The organism is Brevibacillus ruminantium (genome assembly GCF_023746555.1).
In the GTDB taxonomy this organism is placed as follows: Bacteria; Bacillota; Bacilli; order Brevibacillales; family Brevibacillaceae; genus Brevibacillus; species Brevibacillus ruminantium.
This window is the reverse complement of record NZ_CP098755.1, coordinates 3,885,673-3,912,060: the sequence shown is the minus strand read 5'-3', so window position 1 is coordinate 3,912,060 and position 26,388 is coordinate 3,885,673. Positions and strand designations below refer to the sequence as shown.

Here is a 26,388-nt window from a genome sequence, read left to right as displayed (position 1 = left end):
GTCATCTCCGCCCGCTTTTTAGTTGTTGGAGTACTCCCATGACAAGAAAGCTGTTAAACAAAAAGCTGATGAAGAGAAGCACCACTCCGAGCTGCAGCCCGGAAGTGAAGTTGCCCATTCTCGTCTCCAGAATAATCGCTGTGGTCATGACGCGGGTGTGATGCTCAATATTGCCCCCAACCAGCATCACAGCCCCAACCTCGGAGATCGCCCTGCCATAGGCAGCCGCCACCCCCGACCAGATTCCTTTGCGCGCTTCCTTTACGATGGTCAGGACCATCTGAGCTGGACTGGCTCCCAGACTTTTGGCTGTTTCCCAGTAAGCCCTCTCCTTGGACTGGACGGCTGACATGCTCAGTCCGGCCAGAATAGGCGTAACCAGGACGACTTGTGCGATCACCATCGCTTCCGGTGTGAATAGCAGGCCAAGCGATCCCAGAGGACCGTAGCGAGAAAGCAGCAGGTAGACGACGACCCCCACCAAAACGGGAGGAAGTCCCATACAGGTGTAGATCAAAACGACGGCCAGACCTTTTCCCGGGAAAGAATACAGGCCGAGAAACGCGCCTAATGGAATGCCGATCAGTGACCCAAGCAGAATGGCAGTTGTTGTCACTTTCAGGGAGAGCCAGACAACCTCCCATACCTCTGGAGTGATTATCATATTGCCGGGCTCCTATCGTTTTTTCGCGGAAGGAACGAACAATCCTTTTCCATATTTATCCGCGCCGAATTGGCTAATTGCTTTTTGACCTTCTTCGCCAACGAAGAACTGAATCAATTTCTCCGCAGCATCTGGCTTGGATGTGGTTTTCACCTGAATAATTCCGTACGGATTTAAAAGAGATTCGTCTCCTTGCTTCAGCACCTGCAGGTTCATTTTACGGGAAAGAAAAGTGGCCTCATCAGTCAAGGTATAGGCGTTTTTCTCGTCGGCCATCTGCAAGGTTGCTCCCATGCCTTGACCCGAGGAGAGATACCAGTTTCCTTCAGGCGTTATGCTTGCTTCTTTCCAAATGCTCTTCTCTTTTTTGTCCGTGCCGGAGTCATCGCCCCGGGAAATGAAAGTAGCTTTTTTCTCCGCGATGCGGCTCAAAGCCTCTGTGGCTGATTTGGCCGATTTTACGCCTGCCGGGTCGTCTGCCGGACCTACGATGTAGAACTGGTTGTACATGACGTCATACGCATTGATCCCAAAGCCATTTGCGACGAATTCATCTTCCGACTTGCGCGAGTGCACCAACACTACATCGGCGTTTCCGTCCTCACCCAGTTTAATGGCTTGTCCCGTGCCTACAGCGATCACCTTTACTTTGATGCCGCTGTTTTGTTCAAAAAGGGGAAGGAGCGTATCCAGCAAGCCGGAATCCTGCGTGCTGGTTGTCGTCGCCAGGATGATCTCCTGACCGGTACCAGACTGCTTCACCTCAGAAGCCGCTGTTGAAGCAGGGTCAGGTGCAGCAGGAGCCTGTCCAGCTGTTTGACCCTGCTGCTCTTGCCCGGAAGGCGCCTGCGGGGCAGGGGTGGACCCTGTGGAGGAAGTACAGGCAGTGAGCAGCAAGCACAGGACCATTGCGAAAAAAAGCGAGAAGGCACGCATGCGTTTCAAATCCATCATCTCCTTGTAGATTGGCTTCAAATGGTTTAGAGGCGTTCAAGAATTTTCCCGGTCGAGGAAACACCGTAGCCGCCCAATGCAACCACAGCTTGTTTGAAAGAAGGATCGCGCAACACCTCCAGAAAGACGCGAAAGCGCTCCTGATTCAGCAAACGGGTAGGAATGACCAGATCATAACGCTCTTCTTGTACGGGAAAAAAGTCGAGGCCAAGCCCTTTGGCAGCACTTTCAATCCCCAGTGCGACATCAGCATCACCGCGAAGCACAGCGGAGGCCACCTCGTAGTGCGTGCTGACCTCGTGCTCATAACCCGGAATGCTCTCGGAAGCATGGCCAAACTGGCGCAGTTTGCAGTCGAGCAGGAGGCGAGTGCCCGAGCCGCGTTGACGGTTCACAATCCGATGCCGTCCGGAGAGAAACTCTTCCCAACTGGTGATCATTCGCGGATTGCCTAGTGGTACGATGAAGCCTTGCCAACGATTGACCAGATTGACGACCGCGATCTCTTCATTTGGCAGGAGCGAGCGGATATGCGTCAGATTGTACTCGCCGGTGCTTTGGTCGAGCAAATGACAGCCAGCCATATCGACGCGCTGCTTGTACAGCTCGATCAACCCGTCCATGCTGCCGGAGAAGACAGGCAACAGAGTAATTCCCCGTTTGCCCAATGCCCGGGTAAGCAGATCCAGAGAGAGGTCGTGACTGCCTGCAAAATAGATCTCTGCTGACGGTTTCCGATTGCTTTCCCTGCCGGCTCGCCCATAGGGAGAAGCTTCTTCGTCCGGCGCTGATTTATGCTGGCGCATGAAGTGGTCCAGATCGGTACGAAGGATGCGCAGTGCTCGTCCAATTTTGGATGCGGGCAGCTCTTTGCGCTTGATCATTTCGTAAACGGTGTACTTGGACAGCTTTAAAGCGGAAGCGACCTCCTCCGGGGTCAAGTAAGACCTGTCCATGACAACCCCCTTTTTTGAGGCTTTTTTTGGTTTTGTTTGGTTCAGTTGGGAATCGTTTGGTTTCATTTGTTTGAAACTAACATACTTGAGGAAAGGACGAATTGGCAATAGAGTGACTTAAGAAAATAATCGAAAAATTTGTTTTTTTGCAGATTCACCTCTGTTCTGAGGGGAGGATATGCTACATACAAGTCGAACTAGGAGGGTAATGTCACGTGTCAAACCAAAGAAAAAAGGGGGAAGCATGCGATGAACCTGGGAGGTTTTAAAAACCGCGAGATCGTGGTCGATCTCTCCTCCGGAGCCGTTGATTATCGGGAAATCAACGAGGAATTGGCGAAGAAATATATTGGCGGCCGCGGATTGGGAGTGAAGTACGTGTATGACAATGGACCGGAGGTGGAACCGTTCTCCGAAGAGAACATCCTCTGCGTCATGACCGGACCGGTGACCGGCTCGCGCTCTGCGATGAGCGGCCGTCTCTGCATGGTGACAAAGTCCCCGCTGACCAATACCGTAACCGATTCCCATATGGGCGGCTGGTCGGCTGCGCGGATTAAGTGGGCGGGAGTTGACAATCTCATTTTTAAAGGGAAAAGCGACAAGCCTGTCTATCTTTATATCGAAGACGGTCAAGGAGAGCTTCGCGATGCCAGCGATCTCTGGGGACAGGGGACCCGCGCCACCGTCAAAGCGATGCAAGATCGGTACGGCAAGGAAAATCTGAGTGTGATCTGCATCGGACAAGCGGGAGAAAACCTGGTGCGCTATGCCGGATTCATCAACGAAAACGACCGTGCAGCAGGCCGTGGCGGCACGGGTGCGGTTGCCGGAAGCAAAAAACTGAAGGCGATCGTCATCAAGGCCGCTCAAAAAGGAAACATGCCGGTGCCAGTTCAGGATGAAGAGTACAAGCAAGCCAACCAGAAAGCGCTCAAGGCGATTATGGAAGGCGGCCTGACCGCACCGAAAAAAGGCGGTCTGTCCGTATACGGCACCAACGTGTTGACCAACATCATCAACGAAGTAGGCGCACTGCCGGCGATGAATTCCAAATATTCGCACTGGGAGGGCGCAGAGGGACACAGCGGTGAGACCGTCAATGCCACGCTGCTGGTTGCCGACAATACCTGTCATGCCTGTCCGGTCGCTTGCAAAAAAGAAGTGGAGGTCAAGGAAGGAAAGTACAAGACACGCGTCGAGAGCTTCGAGTATGAATCCGGCTGGGCGCTCGGAGCAAACTGCGGTCTGGGTGATGCTGCCGCCATTTCTTATATCATCAATCTCTGCAACGAGCACGGCATGGATACGATCGAGCTGGGAAACACGCTCTCCTGCATGATGGAGGCCTATGAAAGAGGGCTGACCGAAGAGCATATTGACTGGGGCGATGCTGACCGGATGATCGAGCTGACCGAAATGCTCGTCTTCCGCAAAGGGGTTGGCGATGTGCTGGCGGAGGGGACAGCCCGGGCAGCGAAACTATTCGGTGACGAGAACCTGGCCATGTGCGTCAAGGGGCAAGCGATTCCCGCATACGATCCGCGCGGGATTCAGGGGATCGGACTGGGGTATGCGACGAGCAATCGCGGAGCATGCCATCTGCGCGGGTACACAGTGGCAAGTGAAATCGCGGGAATTCCGATGCCGACCGACCGCTTGCAGCCAGAAGGAAAGGGCGAGCTGCTGAAGGTGTTCCAGGACCTGCTCGCTTTCTCCGACTCGATGAATATCTGCAAATTCTCCTCCTTCTCGGAAAATGCGGAGAACTACGCAGAGCAGTATTCGGCCATGACCGGCCAAAAGGTGAGCGCCGATGATGTAATGAAGATCGGTGAGCGCATCTACAACCTGGAGCGCCATTACAATAATCTGGCCGGCTTTGACAAACGGGAGGACGACTACCTGCCGAAGCGCTTTACGGAAGAACCGGGTACGGGCAACAGCGCCGGCCACGTCAGCAGAATGGATATCATGCTGGATGAGTATTATCAGGTGCGCGGCTGGGTTGACGGCGTCGTACCGGAGGAAAAACTGAAAGAGCTGGGCATCGCTTGAGTGCCAATGAAAAAAGGTGGAGATTTCATCCACCTTTTTCCCAACTCATCCGATCTGAAAGTTAGCCGCCTACTCTGAGCACCTTCATCCGAAATTGTTTCAGCAAACGATCAAAGCTTGGCTGATCATGGGCGCGAACGTGAATAAATACAGCCTGGACGTGAAAACGGGAGGTAATCGTGACGGTTTCCTCCCGCTGCACTTCCGCCTGCCAGCCCTCTCCTCTGATCGTAATCGGAAGTGCATTGTCCGTGCCACCCAGCCGTTTTCCGCCGCATTCCTCCAGATAGGTGATCAGATGGGAAAGGGGGATTCCGCGAAGCTCCAGGGTTTCTTCGACCATACTAGCCTCCTGCCACGGGAGGGAACAGCGCAAACTGATCTTCTTCCAGGACTCTGGTCTCCAGGCCCTCCGCGTGGATGACATTGCGACCGTTGATGAAGACATGTACGAACGGTTTGAGTGTTCGCTCCGGTGTGAAGACCTCCTCTTCCAAAGCAGGAAACATGCGGATGAGCGACTCCAGAATGTCAATCACGCGATTGCCGTCTGTCATCGGCACATCGACTGACTTCGCAGCGCAGATTTCACGAAAATTGGCAAATACCTTTACAATCATATCGGAATTTTCCCCTTTTTCTTACTTATTATAATCGATCCAAAGAGCAAGCAAAATGCTGAAACGAAAGGGAGGCAGACATGAAATTTTTTAAAGTAAAAACCGTTTCTGAGTCGTTGTCGATCATCGCTGATCAGTTCCGTCCACTCCGGCCCCCTGTACAACTGCCGATTGCTGATGCATGTGGCATGGTGCTCGCAGAAGATATCGTCTCTGGTGAGCAGGTGCCGCATTTTTCCCGCTCCACGGTAGACGGTTTTGCCGTGAGGGCCAGGGATACCTACGGCGCGTCTGATTCATTGCCGGGGTTTTTAGACATCACCGGAAGAATTGAGATGGGCAAGGCACCGGAGCAGCTTCTCAAAGAGGGGCAGGCTCAGGCAATACCGACGGGAGGCATGCTGCCAGAGGGAGCAGACAGCGTCGTCATGATCGAGCACGTGGAAGAAATCGATGATTTACTCAATGTTTACAGGCAAGTCGCTCCAGGAGAGAACGTGATTCGCGCTGGAGATGATGTCCAGCAGGGGGAGCTGGTCATGACTGCAGGTCATCGGCTTCGCCCCCAGGATTTGGGGGTGCTTTCGGCGATCGGAAGGACGGAGGTACGGGTATTTCCCCGTCCCATCGTTGGCATTTTGTCGACGGGCGACGAGGTCGTCCCGACGGATAAAAAACAGCTTGCTCCCGGAGAAGTAAGAGACATCAACAGTGTCACAGTGGGGGCAACAGCTCAGCAGTACGGAGCCAAAGTCATTCAGGGCGGGATCGTCCGGGACGATTACGAGACGTTTGCAGCCAGGGCCCGCCAGTTGTTTGAGGAAGTTGATTTTCTCATTCTCTCCGGCGGCAGCTCTGTCGGGACGAGGGATTTTACCGTACAGGTCATGCAGGCGCTCGGTGAACCGGGCGTGCTGATTCACGGCGTAGCGACCAAACCGGGAAAGCCGACGATTCTCGCCAAAGCGAACGGAAAGCCCGTGATGGGATTACCCGGCCATCCCGTCTCCGCACTGATCATGTTTCGACTCTTCGCCCTTCCGCTGCTCGACAAACTGCAAGGCCTTCGTCCCTGTGAAACTGATACGCGGCTTTCGGCCAAGATTTCGCGCAATGTCCCATCGGCGGTCGGGCGCACAGATTACATCCGGGTGAAGCTGGAAGAGCGGGCGGACGGCTTGTGGGCGGTCCCTGTCTTTGGAAAATCCGGCCTGATCTCTACACTCGTCGAGAGTGAAGGAATCGTGGAAATTGGTCAGAACAAAGAAGGGATCATCGAGGGCGAAGCTGTCAAGGTATATATGCTTTCATAACGGAATACGAGGAACGGACGTAACAGGTAAGAACGGGTGTGATAGGTCAAGCACCCATGCGCAGATGAAGCCACAGCCCCATATATTGAAATGATCGCAGGAGGAGAAGCATGCGGAAAATCTACTTGGAAGATACCCCGCTTCGGGAAGCACAAGAGCAGCTCAAAAAGAGAATCAGCTTTTTGCCAAAAATCGAGACAATCCCGACGGCCCGGGCACTGGGCCGTGTGACTGCCGAACCGGTCTACGCCAAGGTCTCTATGCCGAACTATCACGCATCCGCTATGGACGGAATCGCGGTAAAAGCGGAAAAAACATACGCCGCCCATGAGCAAAATCCGGTCAGACTCAAGCATGGCATGGATTACGTAGAGGTAGATACGGGTGACCCCATTCCCGCTCCGTTTGATGCGGTGATCATGATCGAGTACGTGCATCAGGTCGACGAGCAGACCGTTGAGATATTGGAGCCCGTCGCTCCCTGGCAGCATATCCGTCCGATCGGAGAGGATGTGGTGGTCGGGGAGGTAATTGTCCCGGCCCATCACAAGCTGCGCCCTGTCGACCTGGGCGCGCTGCTTGCAGGCGGCAATCTCCAGGTCCCGGTCTATCGAAAGCCGAAAGTGATCATCATTCCGACCGGCTCCGAGCTGATCCCGCCTTCCGAGCATGTGGCCGAGGGTGAAATCATCGAATTTAACGGCACGGTCTTTGCCGCCTATCTGGAAGAATGGGGGGCAGAGCCGGTCCTGCACAGCATTGTAAAGGATGACTATGCCACCATCCGGGAGGCGCTCCGCGCTGCCGTGCAGGAAGCGGATATCGTGCTGCTGAATGCGGGTTCGTCAGCGGGACGTGAGGATTATACGGTTCATGTCGTAGAGGAGCTGGGCGAGGTTTTGACCCATGGCGTGGCGACACGTCCGGGCAAGCCGGTCGTCGTCGGGATCGTGGAAGGCAAGCCGGTCATCGGCCTGCCGGGATATCCGGTTTCCGCCTATCTGAATTTGGAATGGTTTGCTCGTTCACTCGTTCAGCATTATTATGGAGTGATGGAGCAAGAGCGTCAGCGGATTCACGCGACGATGGGAAGGCGCGTGGTCTCGGTGATGGGAGCAGAGGACTTTATCCGCATGACCATTGGCTATATCGACGGGAAATACATCGCCAACCCGCTTACCAGAGCTGCCGGCGTAACCATGTCCATGGTGAGGGCAGACGGACTGTTGCGGATTCCCCCAGGAGACCTCGGATACGAGCAGGGTGAGCTTGCAGAGCTCGAGCTGTATCGCCCGCTGGAACAAATACACAGAACGATTGTCGCCACCGGCAGCCAAGATCTAACGATGGACGTGCTGGATGCCCTCTTGCGCAGGTCCGGTCCTGATCGGTTCCTCGTCTCCTCCCATGTAGGAAGCATGGGGGGGATCATGGCGATCCAAAAAGGAGAGGCGCATATTGCCGGGGTTCACCTCTTTGATGAAGAGAGCGGCACTTATAATCTGCCGTTTGTCGAAAAGTACCTGCGGGGCAAGGATATCGTTCTCCTCCAGCTCGTCTATCGCCAGCAAGGCTGGATGGTGAAAAAGGGAAATCCGCTGGGGATCTTCACCGTAGTCGACCTGATCCGCCCGGACGTTACCTATATCAACCGCCAAAGAGGGGCCGGAACCAGGCTCCTGCTCGATCATCTGCTTAAGCAGGAAGGGATCGACCGGGAACAGATTTATGGTTATTCACGTGAAGCCGTCTCCCATCTCAGTGTGGCGGCAGCGGTTTCTGGCGGGACTGCCGATGTCGGGTTAGGCATCTATTCCGCGGCAAAAGCGATGGGGCTCGATTTTCTCCCGGTGGCGGAAGAACGGTACGATCTTTTGATGAGCGGCTCTTTTTACCGGAGCAAAGAAGGGGCCCAGCTTCTGGAGTGCATTCGTTCCCAGAATTTTGTTCACGAAGTGGAGCGCCTCGGGGGCTACAACTGCCGGGACACAGGAAGTATCATATACATGTCGCCTCCATTTTGACCAAGATGATGAAAAACTAAGGAAACAACGGCGAACAAAGGAGTGGTCAGCGATGAATAAGCAAGTGTTTGATTCACAAAAACGTCCTCTCCGTGATTTGCGTATATCCGTGACAGACAAATGCAATTTTCGCTGCCAGTACTGCATGCCTGCAGAAATTTTCGGGCCGGATTATCCGTTTTTGCCGCAGCACAAGCTGCTTACCTTTGAAGAGATTACGAGATTGACGTCTATTTTCACTTCAATGGGCGTGGAAAAAATACGCATCACCGGCGGAGAGCCGCTCATGCGCAGAAACATTGCGGATTTGATCGGCATGATTCGCGAAGTGGAGGGCGTTCGGGATATAGCCATGACGACAAATGGCTCCTTGCTGGCCAAGCATGCCGAGGAGCTGAAACGTGCCGGGCTGGACAGAGTGACGGTCAGTTTGGACAGTCTGGATGATGAGCGCTTCGGAGTGATCAACGGCAGGGGGTATCGCGTCAGTCAGATTTTGCAGGGAATTGAGGCGGCTGCCGAAGCTGGTCTTGGCGTCAAAATCAACATGGTCGTGCAGCGCGGGGTCAATGACCAGGACATCCTGCCGATGGCTCGCTACTTCCGGGAGAAGGGCCACATACTGCGCTTTATCGAGTTCATGGATGTGGGCAACAGCAACGGCTGGAAGCTGGATCAGGTGGTGCCCTCCCGAGAGATTATCCAGATGATCCACAGTGAAATGCCGCTGGAGCCGACCAATCCCAACTACTATGGCGAGGTCGCATCGCGTTATCGATATGTGGGGACTGATCAGGAGATCGGTTTGATCTCTTCGGTTACGCAAGCTTTCTGCTCCACCTGTACGCGTGCCCGATTGTCAGCAGAAGGGAAAATGTACAACTGTCTGTTCGCGTCCAACGGTGAAGATTTGCGCGAGCCGCTGCGGGAGGGAAAAAGCGACGAAGAGATACAGGAGATGATCCGTTCGATCTGGCATCGACGGGATGACCGTTATTCGGAAGAGCGGCTGAAAAACACGCCGGGTCTGCCCAAGCGCAACAAGGTCGAAATGTCCCATATCGGAGGCTAGGCAGCGGGCTATACACCCGCTTTGCAAACAGAGAGGGAAGTCACCCTTGACAAGGTTTGCAACAACCGTTATTCTTAGTAGAGTATAAACACTTATACCTTCGAGAAAAAGCAGGAGCGCCCAGCTTCTCACCTGGTTCGACGTCAGTTTGACTGTTGGCAGGTCACTCGCAATGCAATTTGTGAATCTGTTGTATTTGCTAGGTGAGATATGTGCGGGCGCGTTAGCGTTCGCACATTTTCTTTGAAAAACGCCTTTGCGTTTTTCGTAAAATTGGATGTGGCCGCTTGCGGTCAACAAAACGGTCCAGGCCGTTTTGTCCTTCTCGAAAATGACGGAGGTGGCAAGTATTAGCAAGGATCAACTGATAGTGAACGAAGCGATTCGTGCCCGTGAAGTCCGTTTGATTGGATCAGACGGGAGCCAGTTGGGAGTCGTGCCCATTAAAGAAGCTCTGCGTATTGCGCAGGAGGCTGATCTTGATCTGGTGAACGTTGCTCCTACTGCGAAGCCGCCGGTATGTCGCATCATGGACTACGGCAAGTTCAAGTACGAACAGGCAAAAAAGGAGAAGGAAGCTCGTCGCAACCAGAAAATTATCGAGTTGAAAGAAGTCCGTTTTTCTTCCAACATCGAGGAACACGATTTTCAAACGAAGCTTCGCAACGTCCGCAAGTTTTTGGAAGATCAGCACAAAGTGAAGTGCTCCATCCGCTTCCGTGGACGTGAAATCACTCACTCCGAGATCGGGCAACAAGTCTTGGAACGTGTTGCGACCCTTTGCGAGGATATTGCCGCTCCAGAGCGCAAGCCGAAGATCGAAGGACGCAGCATGATCATGATTATGGTGCCGAAAGCGGAAAAGTAAAAGTTGAGGCCACGCTGCCTCGAATCAGCAGTTTAGGACAGGAGGATTTACTACTATGCCGAAAATGAAAACTCACAGAGGCGCTGCAAAACGTTTCAAAAAAACCGGCTCCGGTCAGTTGAAGCGTGATCACGCATACACCAGCCACTTGTTCGCCAACAAGTCCACCAAAGCGAAGCGCCACCTGCGCAAAGGCGCTCTGGTATCCAAAGGCGACCAAAAACGCATCGAGCAACTGGTTACGTATCTGTAAAAAGTCTTTTGAACCAACAAACACATTTCTCAGCATGTGCTCCCTAAGCGCCCTTGCAGTGATCGCGTAAACAGGCCCGCATCCCGAGTCTGCACGCTGCCGTTTGCATCCGGCCGCCATGCTGGAATATCAGGAGGAGTTTAGTATGCCAAGAGTAAAAGGTGGCATTGTTTCACGCCGTCGTCATAAAAAAATCCTGAAGCTGGCGAAAGGTTACTTCGGTTCCAAACATCGCCTGTTTAAATCCGCGAACGCACAGGTAATGAAATCCCTGATGTACGCGTACCGCGACCGTCGTCAGAAAAAACGTGATTTCCGCAAACTGTGGATCACTCGTATCAACGCACAAGCTCGCATGAACGGCCTGTCCTACAGCCGTCTGATGCACGGCCTGAAAGTGGCTGGCGTTGAAGTAAACCGCAAAATGCTGGCTGACCTGGCTGTGAATGACAAAGTGGCATTCAACGAGCTGGCTGCTGTAGCAAAAGGCAAACTGAACGCGTAATTAGCGTGTAAAAACCGGTCTTCCCGTTAGAGGATGGCCGGTTTTTTTCTTTTTTTTTGAGCAGTAGATGAAACTTTCTCCCAGTTCGTTCACTTCGCAGGCTTTCTTTGTGAAAAACGGCTATGACTGACAACACCAGTCTCTCTCCGACCTCAATCCAGCAAACGGTTCCGTCTCAGGATGGAAAGAAAACCCATCGCGCGTCCGTTTCGAGTGTTCGGCCAGGTCCGTTACGATAAGAGCGTAAAGAACAAATCTTGGATTGGAGTGTTTTGAGATGAAAACAGGAAAATGGATGATGGTTGGTCTTTTGGCTGTAGCAAGCTCTGCGGTTCTGGCGACAGGGGCATTTGCCAAAGAGACTGAGAACGATGGAGCCTATGTTGCCCCGCCGATGGGAGTTCTCGGGAAGGCGAATCCAACCGTCCAGAGTCAGCCGACTGTCCAAACGACGACTACTGTGCAGGCAGCCCCAGCCGTCCATTTCTTTGCGCCCATAGAAAGTGGCGTTTCTGACAAGTAAGGGAACACCGTGACGACAGCCCAGTTGCAGACCGCATGCGTCAATGCGGCAATTCGAAAAACATGAGAATTTGATCCTTCCCCGAGGTACGGGACGTTTTTCTCAGAAAGTAAGCGCTGCTTGGAGATATCTTTGATCCATCAGCGCGCTTTTTTTACTTCATTTCCGGGGCTCACACGGGTTGTATAGGCAAATGTTTAGGGGACATATATCCACTTGCGCCCCTCCCTCATATGATATGGGGAAGTCTAGCAGGAAGGGAGAGTACCCGCATGACCTATCACGGGAGGTTTTCCAGAGAAGAGCTGAACCTGACTGCTTATCGACTGGAAAACAAGCAGCCGCAGGACGTGATCGCCTGGGGAGTGGAACAATTCGGAACAGATATCATATTGGCATCCAGTTTTGGAGCAGAGGACGTGGTGTTGATCGACATGCTCCACCAGCTTGCCCCGCAGACCCCGATCTTCTACCTCGACACGGGCAAGCATTTTCCAGAGACGTTGGAGACCAAAGATCGCCTGGAAGAGCGCTACGGGATGTCGTTTATTCAGGTGCTGCCAAAGCTCAGTCTCGAAGAACAAGAAGCTGCGTATGGCGAAAAGCTGTGGGAAAGGGAACCGAATCTCTGCTGCCAGCTCCGCAAAGTTGAGCCGCTGACAGAAATTCTTTCGAAATATAGCGCGTGGATTACAGGGATTCGACGGGAGCAGGCACCAACGAGGGCGAACGCCAAAAAAGTGGAGTGGGATGAGAAGTTCCAGTTGGTCAAACTGAACCCGTTGGCTGATTGGACCCGCGAGCAGGTATGGTCGTATATACGAACGAACGACGTCATTTACAATCCGTTGCATGATCGGCATTACCCCAGCATTGGCTGCAGCGTATGCACACGTCCAGTCGCGCCGGGTGAAGACCCCCGGGCAGGACGGTGGAGTGGGTTTGACAAGACCGAATGCGGCCTGCATAAATGAGCCAAGGGAGCGAAAACAACATGACCATCACCAGCCTGCCCCACGGCGGCATTTTGATCAATCGTCTGACAGAGTCGACGGAGCTTTTGGCATCAAAAGCAAATCGCCGGGTCGTTACGGTAGATCGCTGGACCCAGTCGGACATAGAATGTATCGCCATCGGCGCTTTTTCACCCCTGACCGGCTTCCTTGGAGAGACTGATTATGAGACAGTCGTGGATAATATGCGTTTGCAAAACGGCATCATCTGGCCGCTTCCTGTGACGCTGGCTGTCGACGAAGCGGCGTATGGCGATGTCAGGATCGGGGAGGAGGTCCTGCTTGCTGATGAGGACGGGACAATGATCGCCCTCATGACAGTGGAAAGTATCTACAAGCCGGATAAAAGGCGAGAAGCCTTACATGTATTTCGGACGAGTGATGCCAATCATCCCGGTGTAAAAAAGCTCTTTGAGAAACCGGATCTCTATCTCGGGGGGCCGATATCTGTCCAGAAACGACTGATTCCCGCGCTGTTCGCGGAAACCTATTACACACCTGCCGAAACGAGGGAGGTTTTCAAGAAAAAAGGCTGGAAATCTATCGTCGGCTTTCAAACACGCAATCCCGTCCACCGAGCCCATGAATACATTCAAAAAACGGCTTTGGAGATCGTCGATGGCCTGTTCCTCAATCCGCTTATGGGGGAGACAAAGGCAGACGATGTCCCGGCCGCTGTGCGTATGGAAAGCTATCAGGCGCTGCTGGCACAATACTATCCGCAGGACCGCGTCTTTTTGGGTTCCTTTCCGGCAGCCATGAGGTATGCTGGTCCGCGGGAAGCCGTGTTTCACGCATTGGTTCGGAAAAATTACGGCTGCACGCATTTTATTGTTGGCCGGGATCACGCAGGTGTCGGTGATTACTACGGCACCTATGACGCCCAACATATTTTCTCCGAGTTTTTGCCAGGAGAGTTGGGCATCGAACTGCTCTTTTTTGAACATAGCTTTTACTGCACCGTCTGTCAGGGAATGGCCACGAGCAAAACCTGCCCGCATCCGGGGGAAAAGCATGTCACACTGTCCGGCACGAAGGTAAGGGAAATGCTGAAGGAGGGGATCACACCACCACCAGAATTTTCCCGCCCCGAGGTAGCCAAAATCTTGATCCAGGGAATGGCGGAAAGAAAAGGGGCAAAATTGTAATATGATGAAAAATCTGGAAGTAAAGCCGAGCAAAAACAGTGGAGGGAAGTCCGGGATACCCGGACTTTTTTTCATGACCGACGGAAGCAATAAACAGCCAAGCTGTTTCCAGACACAAAAAAATGGGACATCGGTCTCGTAATTTTGAAAGAATGATGTATCCGCTTACATGAAAAAACGGCAAGGAAAAGGGGATTTTGACTGATCATTCGTTCGGACGAAAGTCCGGCAAAATGTTTTTTATCTCGTTGACACCCCTTGGGCACGTGGCTATAATCAGACGTAACACTTTATTTTCAGACAAAAATAAAATATTAAAAATATTGCTATAAACCGGCCATGACAAGGATGGTGCCCGCCTCTTCTTTAACAGAGAGCCCAGGATGCTGAGAACTGGGCAAAGAATGTGGAGCATTGCTCGCCTTCGAGCCGTCCAGCTGAAAGTCGCTTCCGCCAAAGTGATTAGTAGGTTGGGCCGTCTGACACGCGTTAACGTGTTGCAGTCTTCAATCGACTGGCTGAGATCGGCTGACCGTGAGGCGCCGATGAAGTTGGGTGGTACCGCGAACCCTTTCGCCCCAAACAGACATGGAAAAGAAAACCGTGTCGGGGCGAAAGGGTTTTTCTATTAGCCAATAGGTTTTTTCAATGCATGAAGAGACCGTGGGAGGAGGAGAGAAAGATGAGTGTACAAATCGCCGAATTGCAAGGAAAAAACGGCTTGCCGCCAGTCAAATTCGGTGAAGAGGTGTCAGGTGCGGAAACGCTGCTGCGCTGTCTGATCTTGGAGCAAGTCGAGTACATTTTTGGTTATCCGGGTGGTGCGGTTCTTCCCATCTACGACTCACTCTATGGGAGTTACTTCAAGCACATTCTGACGCGTCACGAGCAAGGTGCGATACACGCGGCAGACGGGTACGCAAGAGCAACCGGGAAACCTGGAGTGGTCATCGCGACCTCTGGTCCTGGGGCTACCAACCTGGTCACAGGAATTGCCACGGCTCAGATGGACTCTGTTCCGCTGGTCTGCATCACTGGAAACGTCGCTCAGAATTTGATCGGGACAGACGCCTTCCAGGAAGCCAATATCACGGGAATCACGATTCCGATCACCAAGCACAGCTACTTCGTCAGAGACATCCGGGATCTGCCGCGCGTCGTAAAAGAAGCGTTCCATATCGCGACGACAGGCCGTCCGGGACCGGTACTGATCGATATACCGAAAGACGTAAGCAACGCAGTCGCACCGTTTACGTATCCCGATCAGGTCGAGATTCGCGCGTACAAATCCGCTGTGGAGCCAACCGATGAAGAAGTACAGGCTTTTGTTCAAGCCATTTCCGAATCCAAACGGCCAGTCATCATGGCGGGGGGCGGAATCATCTCGGCAGGTGCAGACCAGGAACTGCTTGCCTTCGCGGAGGCAGCACGGATTCCGGTGATCAACACCTTCATGGGATTGGGCGGTTTCCCGGGTGTGCATGAGCTCGCATTGGGAATGCCGGGGATGCACGGCAGCTACACAGCCAACCAGGCACTCCTGAATGCAGACTGTGTGATCGGCCTCGGAGCGCGCTTCGACGACCGGATCACGATGGGACGAACCAAAGAATTTGCTCCCAAAGCACGGATTGTTCACGTCGACATCGATCCGGCCGAGCTGGGCAAAAACGTCTCCACAGCGATCAAGGTGACCGGCGATGTGAAGAGCACCCTGAAAAAAGCACTTCCGCTGGTATCGCGCTGCGACTCAGAAGAATGGATTGACCAACTGAAGAAATGGCAGGAGGAGTTCCCGTACAGCTACAAAAAAGACGGAGATGTCCTGAAGCCGCAAGCAGTCATTGAGCTGTTGTACCAATCGACCAACGGCGAAGCGATCGTGACGACGGATGTCGGACAGCATCAGATGTGGACAGCTCAGTACTACAAGTTCAAGCACACCCGTTCCTTCCTCTCTTCTGGCGGACTGGGGACGATGGGCTTCGGCTTCCCGGCAGCAATCGGTGCGCAAATCGCGCATCCTGACCGCACAGTTATCGCCGTAGTAGGGGATGGCGGCTTCCAGATGACCAATCAGGAGCTGGCGATTTTGTCTCAGTACAAAGTACCGGTCAAAGTAGCGATCATCAACAACCAATGTCTCGGCATGGTGCGCCAGTGGCAAGAGCTGTTCTACGACAATCGCTACAGCCAAATTGACCTCACTTGCAGTCCTGATTTCGTCAAGCTGTCTGAGGCATACGGGGTGAAGGGCCTGCGGGCTTCGACACCGGAAGAGGCCAAAGCCGTGTGGGCAGAAGCACTCGCGCACGATGGCCCGGTGGTAGTGGATTTCCGCGTCGCTCAGGAGGAAAACGTCTATCCGATGGTTGCCGCAGGAAACACACTAGATCAAATGGTATTGGGGGACGAATAGATGCAGCGACATACGATTGCGATCCTCGTCAACGACCAACCCGGCGTACTGACGCGCGTCGCCACACTGTTCGGTCAGCGCGGCTTCAACATCGACAGTATTACGGTCGGTGGCAGTGAAGAGCCAGGTCTCTCCCGGATGATCATCACCACAGGGGGAGACGAGCAGAAGATCGATCAATTAATGAAGCAGCTATATAAATTGATTGATGTCATCACGGTCACGAACCTCAGTGAAAATGCTTATGTCTCGAGGGAATTGGCGTTGATCAAGGTAAATGCCAGCCCCAGCCAGCTTGCCGAGCTGAATGCAATTGTAGAGCCTTTCCGGGCGACAATCGTCGACGTGGGCCCTGCTTCACTGATCGTCCAGGTCACGGGTGATACAGAGAAGATCGACGCCCTGCTGGTCTTGCTGGAAAGCTATGGGATTACTGAAGTGACCCGCACCGGTTCGATGGCGATGGCGCGCAGTGTGGTGCCTGTGCCAGCTAATGTGTAAGGGCAATATATTCAGAATAATGATGACAACTAAACAAATTTAGGGAGGCTACACAAATGGTAACTATGTACTATGAAAATGACGTAAACAAAGAAGCGCTGAGAGGAAAAACAATTGCGATCATCGGATATGGCAGCCAAGGGCATGCACAAGCGCAAAACCTGCGTGAAAGCGGCTATCAGGTAATCGTTGGTCTGCGTGAAGGGAAATCCTGGGATCAAGCAGCAAAAGACGGCTTCGAAGTATTGAGCGTCGCTGATGCAACAAGCCGCGCAGATGTTGTACAAATCCTGATGCCGGATGAGCGCCAGGCACAAGTATACGCAAGCGAGGTAGCGCCAAACCTGAAAGCTGGCTCCACTCTTTGCTTCTCCCACGGCTTCAACATCCACTTCGGTCAAATCGTACCGCCGGCAGATGTAGACGTAATCATGGTTGCACCGAAGAGCCCTGGCCATCTCGTTCGCCGCGTTTATCAAGAGGGCTTCGGCGTACCTGGTCTGATCGCGATCTATCAGGATGCTTCCGGCAAAGCGAAGGAAACGGCTCTGGCCTATGCAAGCGGAATCGGCTGCACACGTGCAGGTGTACTGGAAACCTCTTTCCGTGAAGAGACAGAAACAGACCTCTTCGGTGAGCAAGCAGTTCTCTGTGGCGGTGTGACCGAGCTGGTGAAAGCAGGCTTTGACACCTTGACAGAAGCTGGCTATGCGCCGGAAATCGCCTACTTCGAGTGCTTGCATGAACTGAAGCTGATCGTAGACCTGATGTATGAAGGCGGCATGGCTCGCATGCGCTACTCCATCAGTGATACTGCTGAGTACGGAGACTACAGCACCGGCCGTCGCGTGATCACGGAAGAGACGCGTAAAGAAATGAAAAAAGTACTGGCTGAAATTCAAGACGGTACCTTTGCACGCAACTGGATCTTGGAAAACCAAGCAAACCGTCCTGGCTTCAACGCACGCCGTCGCATGGAGGCTGAACATCCAATCGAGCAAGTGGGTGAAAAGCTGCGCGGCATGATGTCCTGGATCAATAAATAATAGAAGAAACTTAAATAAGAAGGACAAGGAAATTGTGGAGGTGGAGAGTTCATGCGGACCATTGAGATTTTTGATACGACATTGCGCGACGGGGAACAGTCTCCTGGCGTCAACATCAGCACGAACGAAAAGGTGGAGATCGCCCTGCAACTTGAAAAGCTGGGCGTGACGCGAATTGAGGCAGGTTTTGCTGCTGCTTCCCCGGGCGACCAAAAGTCCGTGGCCGAAGTAGCGAAACGTGTGAAGAATTCCACAATCGTCAGTCTTGCACGCTCCGTCAAGAGTGATATGGATAAGGCATACGAAGCGCTGCGCCATGCACAAAACGCCTGCCTCCACGTCTTTTTGGCAACGTCCCCGATTCACCGTGAACACAAACTGCGCATGTCGAAGGAGCAAGTCGTCGAAAAAGCAGTAGAAGCTGTAACTTATGCCAAGAAATATTTTTCTGAGGTGCAGTTCTCCGCAGAGGATGCGGCACGGACAGAAATCGACTTCCTGGCGGAGGTAGTGGCAGCCGTCATCAAAGCGGGCGCCACGACCGTCAACCTTCCTGACACGGTGGGGTACATGACCCCGCTGCAATACGGCAACATCTTCCGTGAAATGCGGGAGCGCGTACCCGGTATCGAACGTGTTCGCTTGAGCTGTCACTGCCATGACGATTTGGGCATGGCTGTAGCCAACAGTCTGGCCGCAGTCGAAGCAGGAGCGACCCAGGTGGAAGGCACCATTAACGGGATTGGTGAACGTGCCGGAAACGCTGCGTTGGAGGAAGTAGCTTTGGCGCTGGAGACACGCAAAGACTTCTATCAGGCGACCACTAAAATGCAGCTGAAGGAAATTGCCCGGACCAGTCAGTTGGTCAGTCGTTTGACCGGGATGATCGTCCCTGGCAACAAGGCGGTTGTCGGTGCCAATGCTTTCGCTCACGAATCCGGCATTCACCAGGATGGCGTCTTGAAAGAAGCGACGACCTACGAAATTATTCGTCCAGAGTCCGTCGGCTTCAAGTCCAACAAGCTCGTGCTGGGCAAACACTCCGGCCGCCATGCTTTTAAAGAAAAGCTGGTAGAGCTGGGGTACCATCTGGAGCAGGAAGAGGTTGACACAGCTTTTGCTGCTTTTAAAGAATTGTGCGACAAGAAAAAAGAGATCAGCGATGATGATATTCTTGCGCTCGTTGACGCTAAAATGGTGCGGGGTGCCGAGATGTATCGTCTCGAATCGGTACAGCTCTCCTACGGCAACCTCTCTGTACCGACGGCCAGCGTAAGACTGGTGCGGGCAGATGGCTCCGTATGCGAGGAAGCAGCGTGCGGAAACGGTTCGGTCGACTCCATCTACAAGGCGATCGATCGTGCAACAGGAGAAGATGTTACCCTCGCCGATTACAAGATTCTCTCTGTCACACAAGGGCAGGACGCACTTGGTGAAGTGTTTGTTCGCTTGCAGCAGGGAGACCTGACGGTGAGTGGACGCGGCGTAAGTACCGACGTATTGGAGGCTAGTGCCATTGCGTACGTCCGGGCGATCAACAAAATCTTCGAACGCCGCGGAGAGGTCTTGGTGGGAGCAGCCAACTAGCTGTTTCCCCGGCCGAGACGAAGATAGAGTGGAAGAGACCAAAGAGGAACGGCCTTATCGTAGAGACGGATAGGAGCAGGTGGAAAGAAAAAAGAAAATCAGCCTGCACATAACCTAGCGATAATCCATACTGAGAAAATTATATGAAGGAAAAGCGGGATGAAGATGAAAAAAACCTATCGCATCGCCGTTCTCCCGGGAGATGGAATCGGTCCGGAAATCATGGAGGAAGCTGTCAAAGTTCTTTCTCTGGTGGAGAAACGCGAAGGAGTCACATTTGAGTTCAAATACGGTCGCATCGGCGGAATCGCTATCGATACGGATGGCACGCCGCTGCCGGAAGAGACCATTGCCATTTCCAAAGAAGCAGATGCTGTGATGCTGGGTGCCGTGGGCGGTCCCAAATGGGATCAGAACCCCGGACATCTTCGTCCGGAAACAGGACTGCTCGGCATTCGCAAGGCGCTTGGCTTGTTTGCCAACATTCGTCCTGCCACGATGCATTCCTCGATGGTCGAGGCTTCCTCACTGAAGCCGGAAGTCGTATCGGACGTTGATCTGATCGTCGTTCGCGAATTGACAGGCGGCATTTACTTCGGTGAGAAAAAACGTTATGACGGACCAAATGGCGAAGTAGCGGAAGATCAATGCATCTATCATGAAAATGAGATTGAGCGGATTGTCCGCGTCGGCTTTGATGTAGCTCGGAAGCGGCAAAAACGCCTCGTTTCGGTCGACAAGGCCAATGTACTGGAAAGCTCTCGTCTCTGGCGCAAAGTGACGGAGCGCGTCGCGGCCGATTATCCGGACGTCGAGCTTTCACACATGCTGGTTGATGCTTGCGCCATGCAGCTCGTCCGGGCACCGAAGCAATTTGACGTAATCGTGACGGAAAATATGTTTGGCGATATTTTGAGCGATCAGGCTGCCATGTTGACAGGTTCCATCGGGATGCTGGCATCTGCCAGCCTTGCTGAAGGCAGCTTTGGCCTCTACGAGCCGGTTCACGGCTCTGCACCGGACATCGCTGGTCAAGGGATTGCCAATCCATTGGCGACGATCCTGTCTGCAGCCATGATGCTTCGTCTCTCCTTTGGAATGGATGAGGCAGCAGAAGCGGTTGAACGTGCGGTATGGTCCGTATTGGAAGCAGGTTATCGCACTGGCGATATCGCCGCAGACAGAAGCAAAGCGATTGGCACCAAAGAAATGGGTCGACTGGTTTGCGAAGCTCTTTCCGGAAACGCCATTGCTCAATAAGATTTAAAGAAAAAACAACCCTGAATGGGCGGCGTTCAGCCAATCAACAGGGTTGTTTTTTATCAAATCATTCTTTCTCTAACCGTTTTGTCAGCAATTGGTCAAATTTGTTTGCACTCCATATTTCGTGTGTAATGAATTCGCCATTATAAAACAGACCAAAGGTTGTCCAGATGAGCGGTGAGTGTTGTGCTTCTTCTTTTGTCGTGATCTGGTAAGCGTGAAAGGGGACATTTCTCTTTTCCGCTACCTTTCTCAGCTCTTCAAGCATACCGACAGCAAAGGGACATTGCGCTGTGTAATAGATGCATACGCCCTCATCCCGGGGAGAAGTTATGCCCTGCTTTGAAAAAGAGGGTACGACAGCTTGTTCATTCCACTTCAATGCCATTAATTGGAAATAGGGTTCTGCTTGGTCTACTAATGTAAAACCCATGTGTTCGAAGAAAGATTTCTCGCTTAGATACGGGTAATTTTTCTTTCCGACGATGTGGACAATTCCATCCATGCCGCGTTTCATCGCATCTTCTTTGCAATAATGCAACAATTGCGCTGCATGCCCATTCTTCTTATACCGCCCGGAAACCCATAAACAATTGATATACATATAATTGGGCGCTTGAACAGGAACCCACGCCATCTCAGCGGGTATAAATTCAATAAAAACTTTCGCGCGTTCATCCAGACGGTAAAACACCAATCCTTCATCCATTCGTTCCGTCAGCCATTTCTTTTTTTCGATTACCGCATTCTCGTATTGTTTTGCGCCTAATGCACAGCAGATGTGTTCCGTTTCGATGTTGGCTTTTGTGATTTGAATGTATCCCATATCCTCAACCTCACCACAACAAGACAGAATACAGATTGTCCGTTGAATAATAGAAGCTCTCCAGTTGATGCATTCGTAAAAATTTCTTCCTTCATTATACGTTCAATACAAATTATAGGTCACATGAATGGCAAACAGCAACTTCCCAGCCCCCGTTTACATCCAGCACCATATACCTATAGGAAGTATTCCTTCGGATAACTCTTGTAAATGAACCAGTTCTCATAATATACTTAAGTCATTATTTTAATCTTTCGACAGATGACGCGCCGTTCATCGTTACGCGAAAAATGCAGCATCAGAAGGGAGAACATCGTGTCTTCGATCGGGTTTCTACTCAGTTTTCTTGCAATCTTACTCTCTACAGTAATTGCCGGGGTTGCCGCGAAGCGATCTGTTCGCGGCAGCAGTGATTTTAGCAATGCAGGTAGCTCGCTTTCCGCCGGCATGGTGGCAGGAGCATTGGTTGGCGGATTTGTAGGCGGCACATCCATCGTGGGAACAGGTGAGTTGGCCTATCAATACGGATTGTCGGCGATCTGGTTTACAATGGGCGGCGGTGTGGCGGTCATGCTGCTCGGAGTGTGCGCGAACCGATTCATTCGCATGCGGGTCGAGACCTTGCCAGAGCTGATCGGTGCCCACTACGGTTCTTCATCGCAGCTGGGAGCCAGTATTTTTCTGTCTGTAGGCATGTTCATCCAGGTCATCGCCCAATTGCTGGCTGCATTGCCGTTCGTGTCCGTCTTTTGGAAGGGACCGTTGCTCATTATGGCCTTCATTCCAGCCTGTCTGATCTTTGCCTATGTGCTGGCAGGCGGGTTCATGGGCGCCAGCATCGTAGGCTCGCTGAAAACAGGCATGCTGATACTGCTCTTGTTTGGCACAGGTGGCTGGCTCTGGTGGCTGCTTAGCGGCGAAACCTATGTGAACTGGTGGGAGGAAGGCCGATTTTCCCTGGTCGTGTCTGAGGCCGGATTGGGCTGGGCTCAGGGAGCCGCGATGATCATCGGCATTTTCTCCACACAGGCTTATTTACAGCCGATCTTCGCCAGTCGGAATGCTCGTGAAGCACGGACAGGTGCGATTACCGCGGGGGTGGTGATTCTTATGATCGGGCTGGTTAGTGCATGGATCGGTCTGTACATGCATGATGCCCATCCCGGCATCACTCCCCGGGAAGCTGTTCCCCAGTTCTTCCTGCTTCACTCACCTGATTGGCTGGCAGGGGCTGCTTACGCTATTATCCTGTTGTCGGTCGTGATGACGGGAGCAGCGCTCACACTTAGCATTGCGACGATCCTCAATCGTGACGTGCTGCAGAAATACACGAGCCGGTTTCAATCCGACGGGCAAAAGCTGGCACTGTCGCGCTGGCTGATTACGGGAGTGATCCTGCTAGCCTATCTCTTTGTCTGCCTGGATGAAAATGCCCTGATCCTGCATTGGGCTTTCCTGGCCATGACATTGCGAGGAGTGACTGTCTTTTTACCGGTGATGTTTTTCCTGTTTCAGGTGCGGCCCGTACACAGCCAGTGGGCCGCAGCGGCGATTTGGGGCGCTCCGGTGGTGGCTCTTTTGTGGACGTGGACCCTTTTTCCCATCACCGGGATTGACCCGCTTTATGTGAGCGGACTCTTCAGCCTGCTCCTTTTGCTCGCCGGACGTTTCCGTGCACAAAATAAAGCCCCGTCTCTTCGGCCGTTAAGCTGAAGAACGGGGTTTTCGCTGTCTATCCGATCATGATTTTTCCTTTTGGAAAACGGTAATATTCCTTTTGCTTCCTTTGAGCCAGGGCGAAAGCGATGGTAAGCGGCCCCACCCTGCCGGCAAACATGGTCAAAATGATCATCATTTTTCCGATTGGACTGAGACTCGGGGTGAGCCCCATAGAGAGGCCTGTGGTCGAGAAGGCAGAGGTGACCTCAAATAAAATCGCGAGAAACTCTGCTCCACCCTCCGTGATGGAAAGAATCATGGTCATCATCACAACCAGGAACATGCCGCTGACCGCCACAGTGAGCGATTTGTAGATGACGTGCGGAAGCAGTCGTTGCCGGAAAAAAATAACGTCCTCCTTTCCTTTGATTTGGGCGATGACAGCGCCGATCAGGGTAGCAAAGGTGGTTGTTTTGATCCCGCCGCCTGTAGAGCCGGGGGAAGCTCCAATAAACATCAGTATGATGATGAGAAACAAGGAAGAATGCCTCATGTCTCCAATGCTGAGGGTATTGGATCCTGCTGTTCGGGCAGTCACGGACTGGTACAGAGAGCCAAGCACTTTTCCAAGGGGTGACAGTGGCTGCAAGGTTTTGGGATTATTGAACTCTAAAATGAAAATCAGCGTGGTGCCGATGATAACCAGACAAGCTGTCGTGAACAGAACTACTTTTGTATGAAGGGTCAATCGCCGTGAGCGGCGATATTCAAACACATCGCTGACGACGATAAAACCAATCCCCCCCAGAATAATCATGGTACAGACGACCAGGGTTACAACCGGGTCCTCTACATAATGCGTCAAACTGGAGAAATTGCCCATCAAATCAAAGCCCGCATTGTTGAAATTGGAAATCGCATGAAAGAAGCCGTAGTAGAAAGCGCGTCCGACAGGCATGTCAAAGGAAAAGCGGAGCGAAAGCAGCAGCCCGCCCGTTGCTTCCGTAATGGCTGTAAAGACAAGAATCATTTTGACCAACCGCACGATTCCTTCGATAGAGATTTGGTTGAGGGATTCCTGCAGCAAAAGACGTTCTTTCAAGGAAATCCGTTTTCGTATCAGCAGAGCAAACAGCGTGGCGATCGTCATGAAGCCAAGCCCGCCGACCTGAATCAACGACAAGATGACGATTTGTCCGAAAAGAGTAAAGGTACTTCCCGTATCCACCACGATCAGACCGGTCACACAGGTAGCGGAGGTTGCGGTAAAGAGGGCGTCCAGCCAGGGAAGTCCCCAACCGTCAACGGTGGAGACGGGCAGCGTGAGCAGGAAAGCGCCCAACAGGATGATCAGTGCAAAGCCCACGACAAGGGTCTTGGGCGGATCGAGATGCAGCTTCCCTACTTTTTTTTGTATCATTCGTGATCATCCCTCTACTCTCTACTGTTTGATGGGATCGATGGGGTATGTTTAGTATGCCACGAACCTCTGTAAGTATAATAGATTCCTGCCCCCAGTCGATGCAACCAGTATTTTAGCTCTCTTTTGTCCAAGGCAGTAAAGGGGAAACGGACGGCTGGACGGCGGACGTCTGCTGATTCAACCGGCAGGCGAAAGGAGTGGCCGCCGCTGAGCTCCAGCCCTTCCTTACGTAAAAGCGCGATGACCTGCTTTTCCTGTTCAGCAGCGTCTGGAACGAGTTCTCCCCATTCGATCCAGGCGTTGAGCCCGCCCTTGATAGGGAGGATACGGGCATGAGCTGGCAGCGCCCGCTGCTGTTCCTGCAAAAGGTATTGCCAGCTGGCAAAGAAGAGTGAGCGCCGCCCGGGGAGGTACTCTTCGTAAAACCAGGGATCATCCATCAGTTGGGCGGCCGCCTCCAGGATGAGCAAAGAAGGCTCGGCTCCGGTCAAAGCCACGAGTTGTCTGAGCCGCTCTCGTTCGTCTCCCGAAAGACGGCTGGGCAGAACCAAAGCCCCAAGCTGCACATCCCGGCCCAGTGTTTTCGAAAAGGAGTGCAAGCTGAAGACAGCGGGAGGATCATCCTCTTGGTCAGCCAACTGGTACAGGGAGAGGCGGGGCTCGCGAAACCAGAGATCCCCGTGATGGTCATTTTCCAAAATGGCGACACCGTGTTTTTTGGCCCAATTGATCAGACGCTCTTTTCGTTTGCGCGAATAGCTGATTCCCGTGGGAAAATGGTGGTGCGGATTTATCAGCAGCCATTGCGGGCAAGCAGCAGCGGTTGCTTCTTCCAATGCCTCGATCAAGATCCCTTTACTATCAATCGGTATCGCTTTCACGGTGACACCAAATTGATGGAGCATGGCCGAGAACACCGGATAATGGTATTCTTCGATAAAAACAACGTCGGATTTTTGCATCAATTGCTGGACCACAAAAGAGAATGCGCTGGTACTGCGGTTAAACAAGAGCAGGCGCTCTGGAACACAGGGAATTCCTCTCCTGTTTAAATGGGTGGAGTAGGCAGCAGCGGCCCGTATGCGGCGGAGTTTCTTTTCGGATGACTGTTCGCTTAAGATGTCGACACATTCCGAAAAAGCAGTGCGGAGACGCCGAAGCAAATCTGCGCCTGGCACGGGTATGGAATCGGCGAGTGAAAAAAGCGGGATATCCGTAAGCGGCAGCCGCTCTTTGGTGCGCAGCTCGCGGGTTTTAGCCGTCAGGAAGTACCCTTTTCCCTGGCTCGCTTCTACCCAGCCATGGTGAGCAAGCTGGTCGTAGGCTTTTTTCACCGTTTCCAGAGAGCAGCCGCTGATGGCTTTCATTTCCCGCAAAGAGATGAGCTGATCGCCGTCCAGAAAGGCCCCGCGCAGGATTGCGGTTTGTAGCTGTTCAAACAATTGCAAGTAGAGCGGTGTTTTTGCATGCTTCTGAAAATGAAATGCGAAAAATGGCCGGTTGGGCATAGGCGAGCACCTCGTTCAAAATCAGTGTATGAAAAAGTTGACCCCATTATAAATCAAACCCGAGGCGGCTGGTAATCCCTGCTGGATAGGCTTGGCCGCACATGTTATCATGGCTGGAGAAGAGAAGGACATGACTGCCGGTATAGACAGCCTAACCCGGTGAGAATGGCTGCGGGATGAAGGAG

At 52.7% G+C, this 26,388-nt stretch carries 24 protein-coding genes; 16 read left to right on the top strand and 8 right to left on the bottom strand.

Features of this window, described 5'->3' with window-relative positions; all coding sequences use genetic code 11:
* Window position 1: 1 nt before the first annotated feature.
* Genes NDK47_RS19415 through NDK47_RS19405 form a run of 3 tightly spaced genes read right to left on the bottom strand, consistent with a single transcriptional unit; the run spans window position 2 to window position 2,574 of the window.
* A complete protein-coding gene (locus NDK47_RS19415) occupies window positions 2-664 on the bottom strand; it encodes an ABC transporter permease (RefSeq protein WP_251871422.1) in 663 nt (220 codons plus the stop codon).
* A 12-nt stretch (window positions 665-676) separates the two neighbouring features.
* Complete coding sequence (locus tag NDK47_RS19410) at window positions 677-1,615, bottom strand: ABC transporter substrate-binding protein (protein WP_407653318.1); 939 nt, start codon at window positions 1,613-1,615, stop codon at window positions 677-679.
* Window positions 1,616-1,644: 29 nt separating this feature from the next.
* Window positions 1,645-2,574: a substrate-binding domain-containing protein gene (locus NDK47_RS19405; RefSeq protein WP_251871421.1), complete on the bottom strand. Its 930-nt coding sequence runs from the start codon at window positions 2,572-2,574 to the stop codon at window positions 1,645-1,647.
* A gap of 249 nt (window positions 2,575-2,823) precedes the next feature.
* Here NDK47_RS19405 and NDK47_RS19400 point away from each other — a divergent pair, with 249 nt between their 5' ends.
* A complete protein-coding gene (locus tag NDK47_RS19400) occupies window positions 2,824-4,632 on the top strand; it encodes an aldehyde ferredoxin oxidoreductase family protein (RefSeq protein WP_251871420.1) in 1,809 nt (602 codons plus the stop codon).
* A 61-nt stretch (window positions 4,633-4,693) separates the two neighbouring features.
* On the opposite strand, the gene NDK47_RS19395 is transcribed toward NDK47_RS19400, so the two are convergent.
* Window positions 4,694-4,975, bottom strand: coding sequence for a MoaD-like domain-containing protein (locus tag NDK47_RS19395; protein ID WP_251871419.1), 282 nt, complete (start codon window positions 4,973-4,975; stop codon window positions 4,694-4,696).
* Between the two features lies 1 nt (window position 4,976).
* A complete protein-coding gene (locus tag NDK47_RS19390) occupies window positions 4,977-5,252 on the bottom strand; it encodes a ubiquitin-like small modifier protein 1 (protein WP_251871418.1) in 276 nt (91 codons plus the stop codon).
* 80 nt (window positions 5,253-5,332) lie between these two features.
* Here NDK47_RS19390 and NDK47_RS19385 point away from each other — a divergent pair, with 80 nt between their 5' ends.
* From NDK47_RS19385 to leuB, 14 genes are all read left to right on the top strand, one after another.
* Window positions 5,333-6,565 carry a molybdopterin molybdotransferase MoeA gene (locus tag NDK47_RS19385; protein WP_251871417.1) on the top strand — a complete coding sequence of 411 codons (1,233 nt, stop codon included), beginning with the start codon at window positions 5,333-5,335 and terminating at the stop codon, window positions 6,563-6,565.
* A 110-nt stretch (window positions 6,566-6,675) separates the two neighbouring features.
* The gene (locus tag NDK47_RS19380) at window positions 6,676-8,589 is read left to right on the top strand and encodes a molybdopterin biosynthesis protein (protein WP_251871416.1); all 1,914 of its coding nucleotides are present in this window, start codon (window positions 6,676-6,678) and stop codon (window positions 8,587-8,589) included.
* Between the two features lie 52 nt (window positions 8,590-8,641).
* Complete coding sequence (gene moaA, locus NDK47_RS19375; RefSeq protein WP_251871415.1) at window positions 8,642-9,661, top strand: GTP 3',8-cyclase MoaA; 1,020 nt, start codon at window positions 8,642-8,644, stop codon at window positions 9,659-9,661.
* Window positions 9,662-9,992: 331 nt separating this feature from the next.
* The gene (gene infC / locus NDK47_RS19370; protein WP_251876250.1) at window positions 9,993-10,529 is read left to right on the top strand and encodes a translation initiation factor IF-3; all 537 of its coding nucleotides are present in this window, start codon (window positions 9,993-9,995) and stop codon (window positions 10,527-10,529) included.
* Window positions 10,530-10,584: 55 nt separating this feature from the next.
* Complete coding sequence (gene rpmI / locus NDK47_RS19365) at window positions 10,585-10,782, top strand: 50S ribosomal protein L35 (protein ID WP_251871414.1); 198 nt, start codon at window positions 10,585-10,587, stop codon at window positions 10,780-10,782.
* 145 nt (window positions 10,783-10,927) lie between these two features.
* Window positions 10,928-11,287, top strand: coding sequence for a 50S ribosomal protein L20 (gene rplT, locus NDK47_RS19360; protein ID WP_251871413.1), 360 nt, complete (start codon window positions 10,928-10,930; stop codon window positions 11,285-11,287).
* 277 nt (window positions 11,288-11,564) lie between these two features.
* Window positions 11,565-11,810: a hypothetical protein gene (locus tag NDK47_RS19355; RefSeq protein ID WP_251871412.1), complete on the top strand. Its 246-nt coding sequence runs from the start codon at window positions 11,565-11,567 to the stop codon at window positions 11,808-11,810.
* A 272-nt stretch (window positions 11,811-12,082) separates the two neighbouring features.
* On the top strand, window positions 12,083-12,784 hold the full coding sequence (locus NDK47_RS19350; protein ID WP_251871411.1) for a phosphoadenylyl-sulfate reductase: 702 nt from the start codon (window positions 12,083-12,085) through the stop codon (window positions 12,782-12,784).
* A gap of 20 nt (window positions 12,785-12,804) precedes the next feature.
* Entirely contained in the window at window positions 12,805-13,971 is a 1,167-nt protein-coding gene (gene sat, locus NDK47_RS19345; protein ID WP_251871410.1) for a sulfate adenylyltransferase, read from the top strand.
* Window positions 13,972-14,653: 682 nt separating this feature from the next.
* Window positions 14,654-16,390, top strand: coding sequence for a biosynthetic-type acetolactate synthase large subunit (gene ilvB, locus NDK47_RS19340; protein WP_251871409.1), 1,737 nt, complete (start codon window positions 14,654-14,656; stop codon window positions 16,388-16,390).
* On the top strand, window positions 16,391-16,891 hold the full coding sequence (gene ilvN / locus NDK47_RS19335; protein WP_251871408.1) for an acetolactate synthase small subunit: 501 nt from the start codon (window positions 16,391-16,393) through the stop codon (window positions 16,889-16,891).
* A gap of 56 nt (window positions 16,892-16,947) precedes the next feature.
* A complete protein-coding gene (gene ilvC, locus NDK47_RS19330; RefSeq protein ID WP_251871407.1) occupies window positions 16,948-17,937 on the top strand; it encodes a ketol-acid reductoisomerase in 990 nt (329 codons plus the stop codon).
* 51 nt (window positions 17,938-17,988) lie between these two features.
* Window positions 17,989-19,524, top strand: a complete 1,536-nt coding sequence (locus tag NDK47_RS19325) for a 2-isopropylmalate synthase (RefSeq protein WP_251871406.1) — start codon at window positions 17,989-17,991, stop codon at window positions 19,522-19,524.
* 165 nt (window positions 19,525-19,689) lie between these two features.
* A complete protein-coding gene (gene leuB, locus NDK47_RS19320) occupies window positions 19,690-20,784 on the top strand; it encodes a 3-isopropylmalate dehydrogenase (protein WP_251876248.1) in 1,095 nt (364 codons plus the stop codon).
* A gap of 67 nt (window positions 20,785-20,851) precedes the next feature.
* Here the strand turns inward: leuB and NDK47_RS19315 are convergent, their stop codons facing one another.
* The gene (locus NDK47_RS19315; RefSeq protein ID WP_251871405.1) at window positions 20,852-21,613 is read right to left on the bottom strand and encodes an N-acetyltransferase; all 762 of its coding nucleotides are present in this window, start codon (window positions 21,611-21,613) and stop codon (window positions 20,852-20,854) included.
* Window positions 21,614-21,928: 315 nt separating this feature from the next.
* Here NDK47_RS19315 and NDK47_RS19310 point away from each other — a divergent pair, with 315 nt between their 5' ends.
* The gene (locus NDK47_RS19310) at window positions 21,929-23,326 is read left to right on the top strand and encodes a sodium:solute symporter family protein (RefSeq protein WP_251871404.1); all 1,398 of its coding nucleotides are present in this window, start codon (window positions 21,929-21,931) and stop codon (window positions 23,324-23,326) included.
* A 19-nt stretch (window positions 23,327-23,345) separates the two neighbouring features.
* Here NDK47_RS19310 and NDK47_RS19305 read toward each other — a convergent pair whose 3' ends face one another.
* Both NDK47_RS19305 and NDK47_RS19300 read right to left on the bottom strand, forming a co-directional pair.
* Entirely contained in the window at window positions 23,346-24,692 is a 1,347-nt protein-coding gene (locus tag NDK47_RS19305; RefSeq protein WP_251871403.1) for a TrkH family potassium uptake protein, read from the bottom strand.
* A 14-nt stretch (window positions 24,693-24,706) separates the two neighbouring features.
* Entirely contained in the window at window positions 24,707-26,203 is a 1,497-nt protein-coding gene (locus NDK47_RS19300) for an aminotransferase-like domain-containing protein (protein ID WP_251871402.1), read from the bottom strand.
* Window positions 26,204-26,388: the final 185 nt, after the last annotated feature.

Coding starts and splice junctions, on each gene's coding strand:
- ilvB (WP_251871409.1), top strand. CDS start 14,654: ATGAGTGTACAAATCGCCGAATTGCAAGGAAAAAACGGCTTGCCGCCA.
- rplT (WP_251871413.1), top strand. CDS start 10,928: ATGCCAAGAGTAAAAGGTGGCATTGTTTCACGCCGTCGTCATAAAAAA.
- NDK47_RS19350 (WP_251871411.1), top strand. CDS start 12,083: ATGACCTATCACGGGAGGTTTTCCAGAGAAGAGCTGAACCTGACTGCT.
- NDK47_RS19390 (WP_251871418.1), bottom strand. CDS start 5,252: ATGATTGTAAAGGTATTTGCCAATTTTCGTGAAATCTGCGCTGCGAAG.
- NDK47_RS19415 (WP_251871422.1), bottom strand. CDS start 664: ATGATAATCACTCCAGAGGTATGGGAGGTTGTCTGGCTCTCCCTGAAA.
- NDK47_RS19400 (WP_251871420.1), top strand. CDS start 2,824: ATGAACCTGGGAGGTTTTAAAAACCGCGAGATCGTGGTCGATCTCTCC.
- NDK47_RS19325 (WP_251871406.1), top strand. CDS start 17,989: ATGCGGACCATTGAGATTTTTGATACGACATTGCGCGACGGGGAACAG.
- ilvN (WP_251871408.1), top strand. CDS start 16,391: ATGCAGCGACATACGATTGCGATCCTCGTCAACGACCAACCCGGCGTA.
- NDK47_RS19300 (WP_251871402.1), bottom strand. CDS start 26,203: ATGCCCAACCGGCCATTTTTCGCATTTCATTTTCAGAAGCATGCAAAA.
- NDK47_RS19380 (WP_251871416.1), top strand. CDS start 6,676: ATGCGGAAAATCTACTTGGAAGATACCCCGCTTCGGGAAGCACAAGAG.
- NDK47_RS19410 (WP_407653318.1), bottom strand. CDS start 1,615: ATGGATTTGAAACGCATGCGTGCCTTCTCGCTTTTTTTCGCAATGGTC.
- ilvC (WP_251871407.1), top strand. CDS start 16,948: ATGGTAACTATGTACTATGAAAATGACGTAAACAAAGAAGCGCTGAGA.
- NDK47_RS19385 (WP_251871417.1), top strand. CDS start 5,333: ATGAAATTTTTTAAAGTAAAAACCGTTTCTGAGTCGTTGTCGATCATC.
- sat (WP_251871410.1), top strand. CDS start 12,805: ATGACCATCACCAGCCTGCCCCACGGCGGCATTTTGATCAATCGTCTG.
- NDK47_RS19405 (WP_251871421.1), bottom strand. CDS start 2,574: ATGGACAGGTCTTACTTGACCCCGGAGGAGGTCGCTTCCGCTTTAAAG.
- infC (WP_251876250.1), top strand. CDS start 9,993: ATGACGGAGGTGGCAAGTATTAGCAAGGATCAACTGATAGTGAACGAA.
- NDK47_RS19355 (WP_251871412.1), top strand. CDS start 11,565: ATGAAAACAGGAAAATGGATGATGGTTGGTCTTTTGGCTGTAGCAAGC.
- NDK47_RS19315 (WP_251871405.1), bottom strand. CDS start 21,613: ATGGGATACATTCAAATCACAAAAGCCAACATCGAAACGGAACACATC.
- NDK47_RS19305 (WP_251871403.1), bottom strand. CDS start 24,692: ATGATACAAAAAAAAGTAGGGAAGCTGCATCTCGATCCGCCCAAGACC.
- NDK47_RS19395 (WP_251871419.1), bottom strand. CDS start 4,975: ATGGTCGAAGAAACCCTGGAGCTTCGCGGAATCCCCCTTTCCCATCTG.
- leuB (WP_251876248.1), top strand. CDS start 19,690: ATGAAAAAAACCTATCGCATCGCCGTTCTCCCGGGAGATGGAATCGGT.
- rpmI (WP_251871414.1), top strand. CDS start 10,585: ATGCCGAAAATGAAAACTCACAGAGGCGCTGCAAAACGTTTCAAAAAA.
- moaA (WP_251871415.1), top strand. CDS start 8,642: ATGAATAAGCAAGTGTTTGATTCACAAAAACGTCCTCTCCGTGATTTG.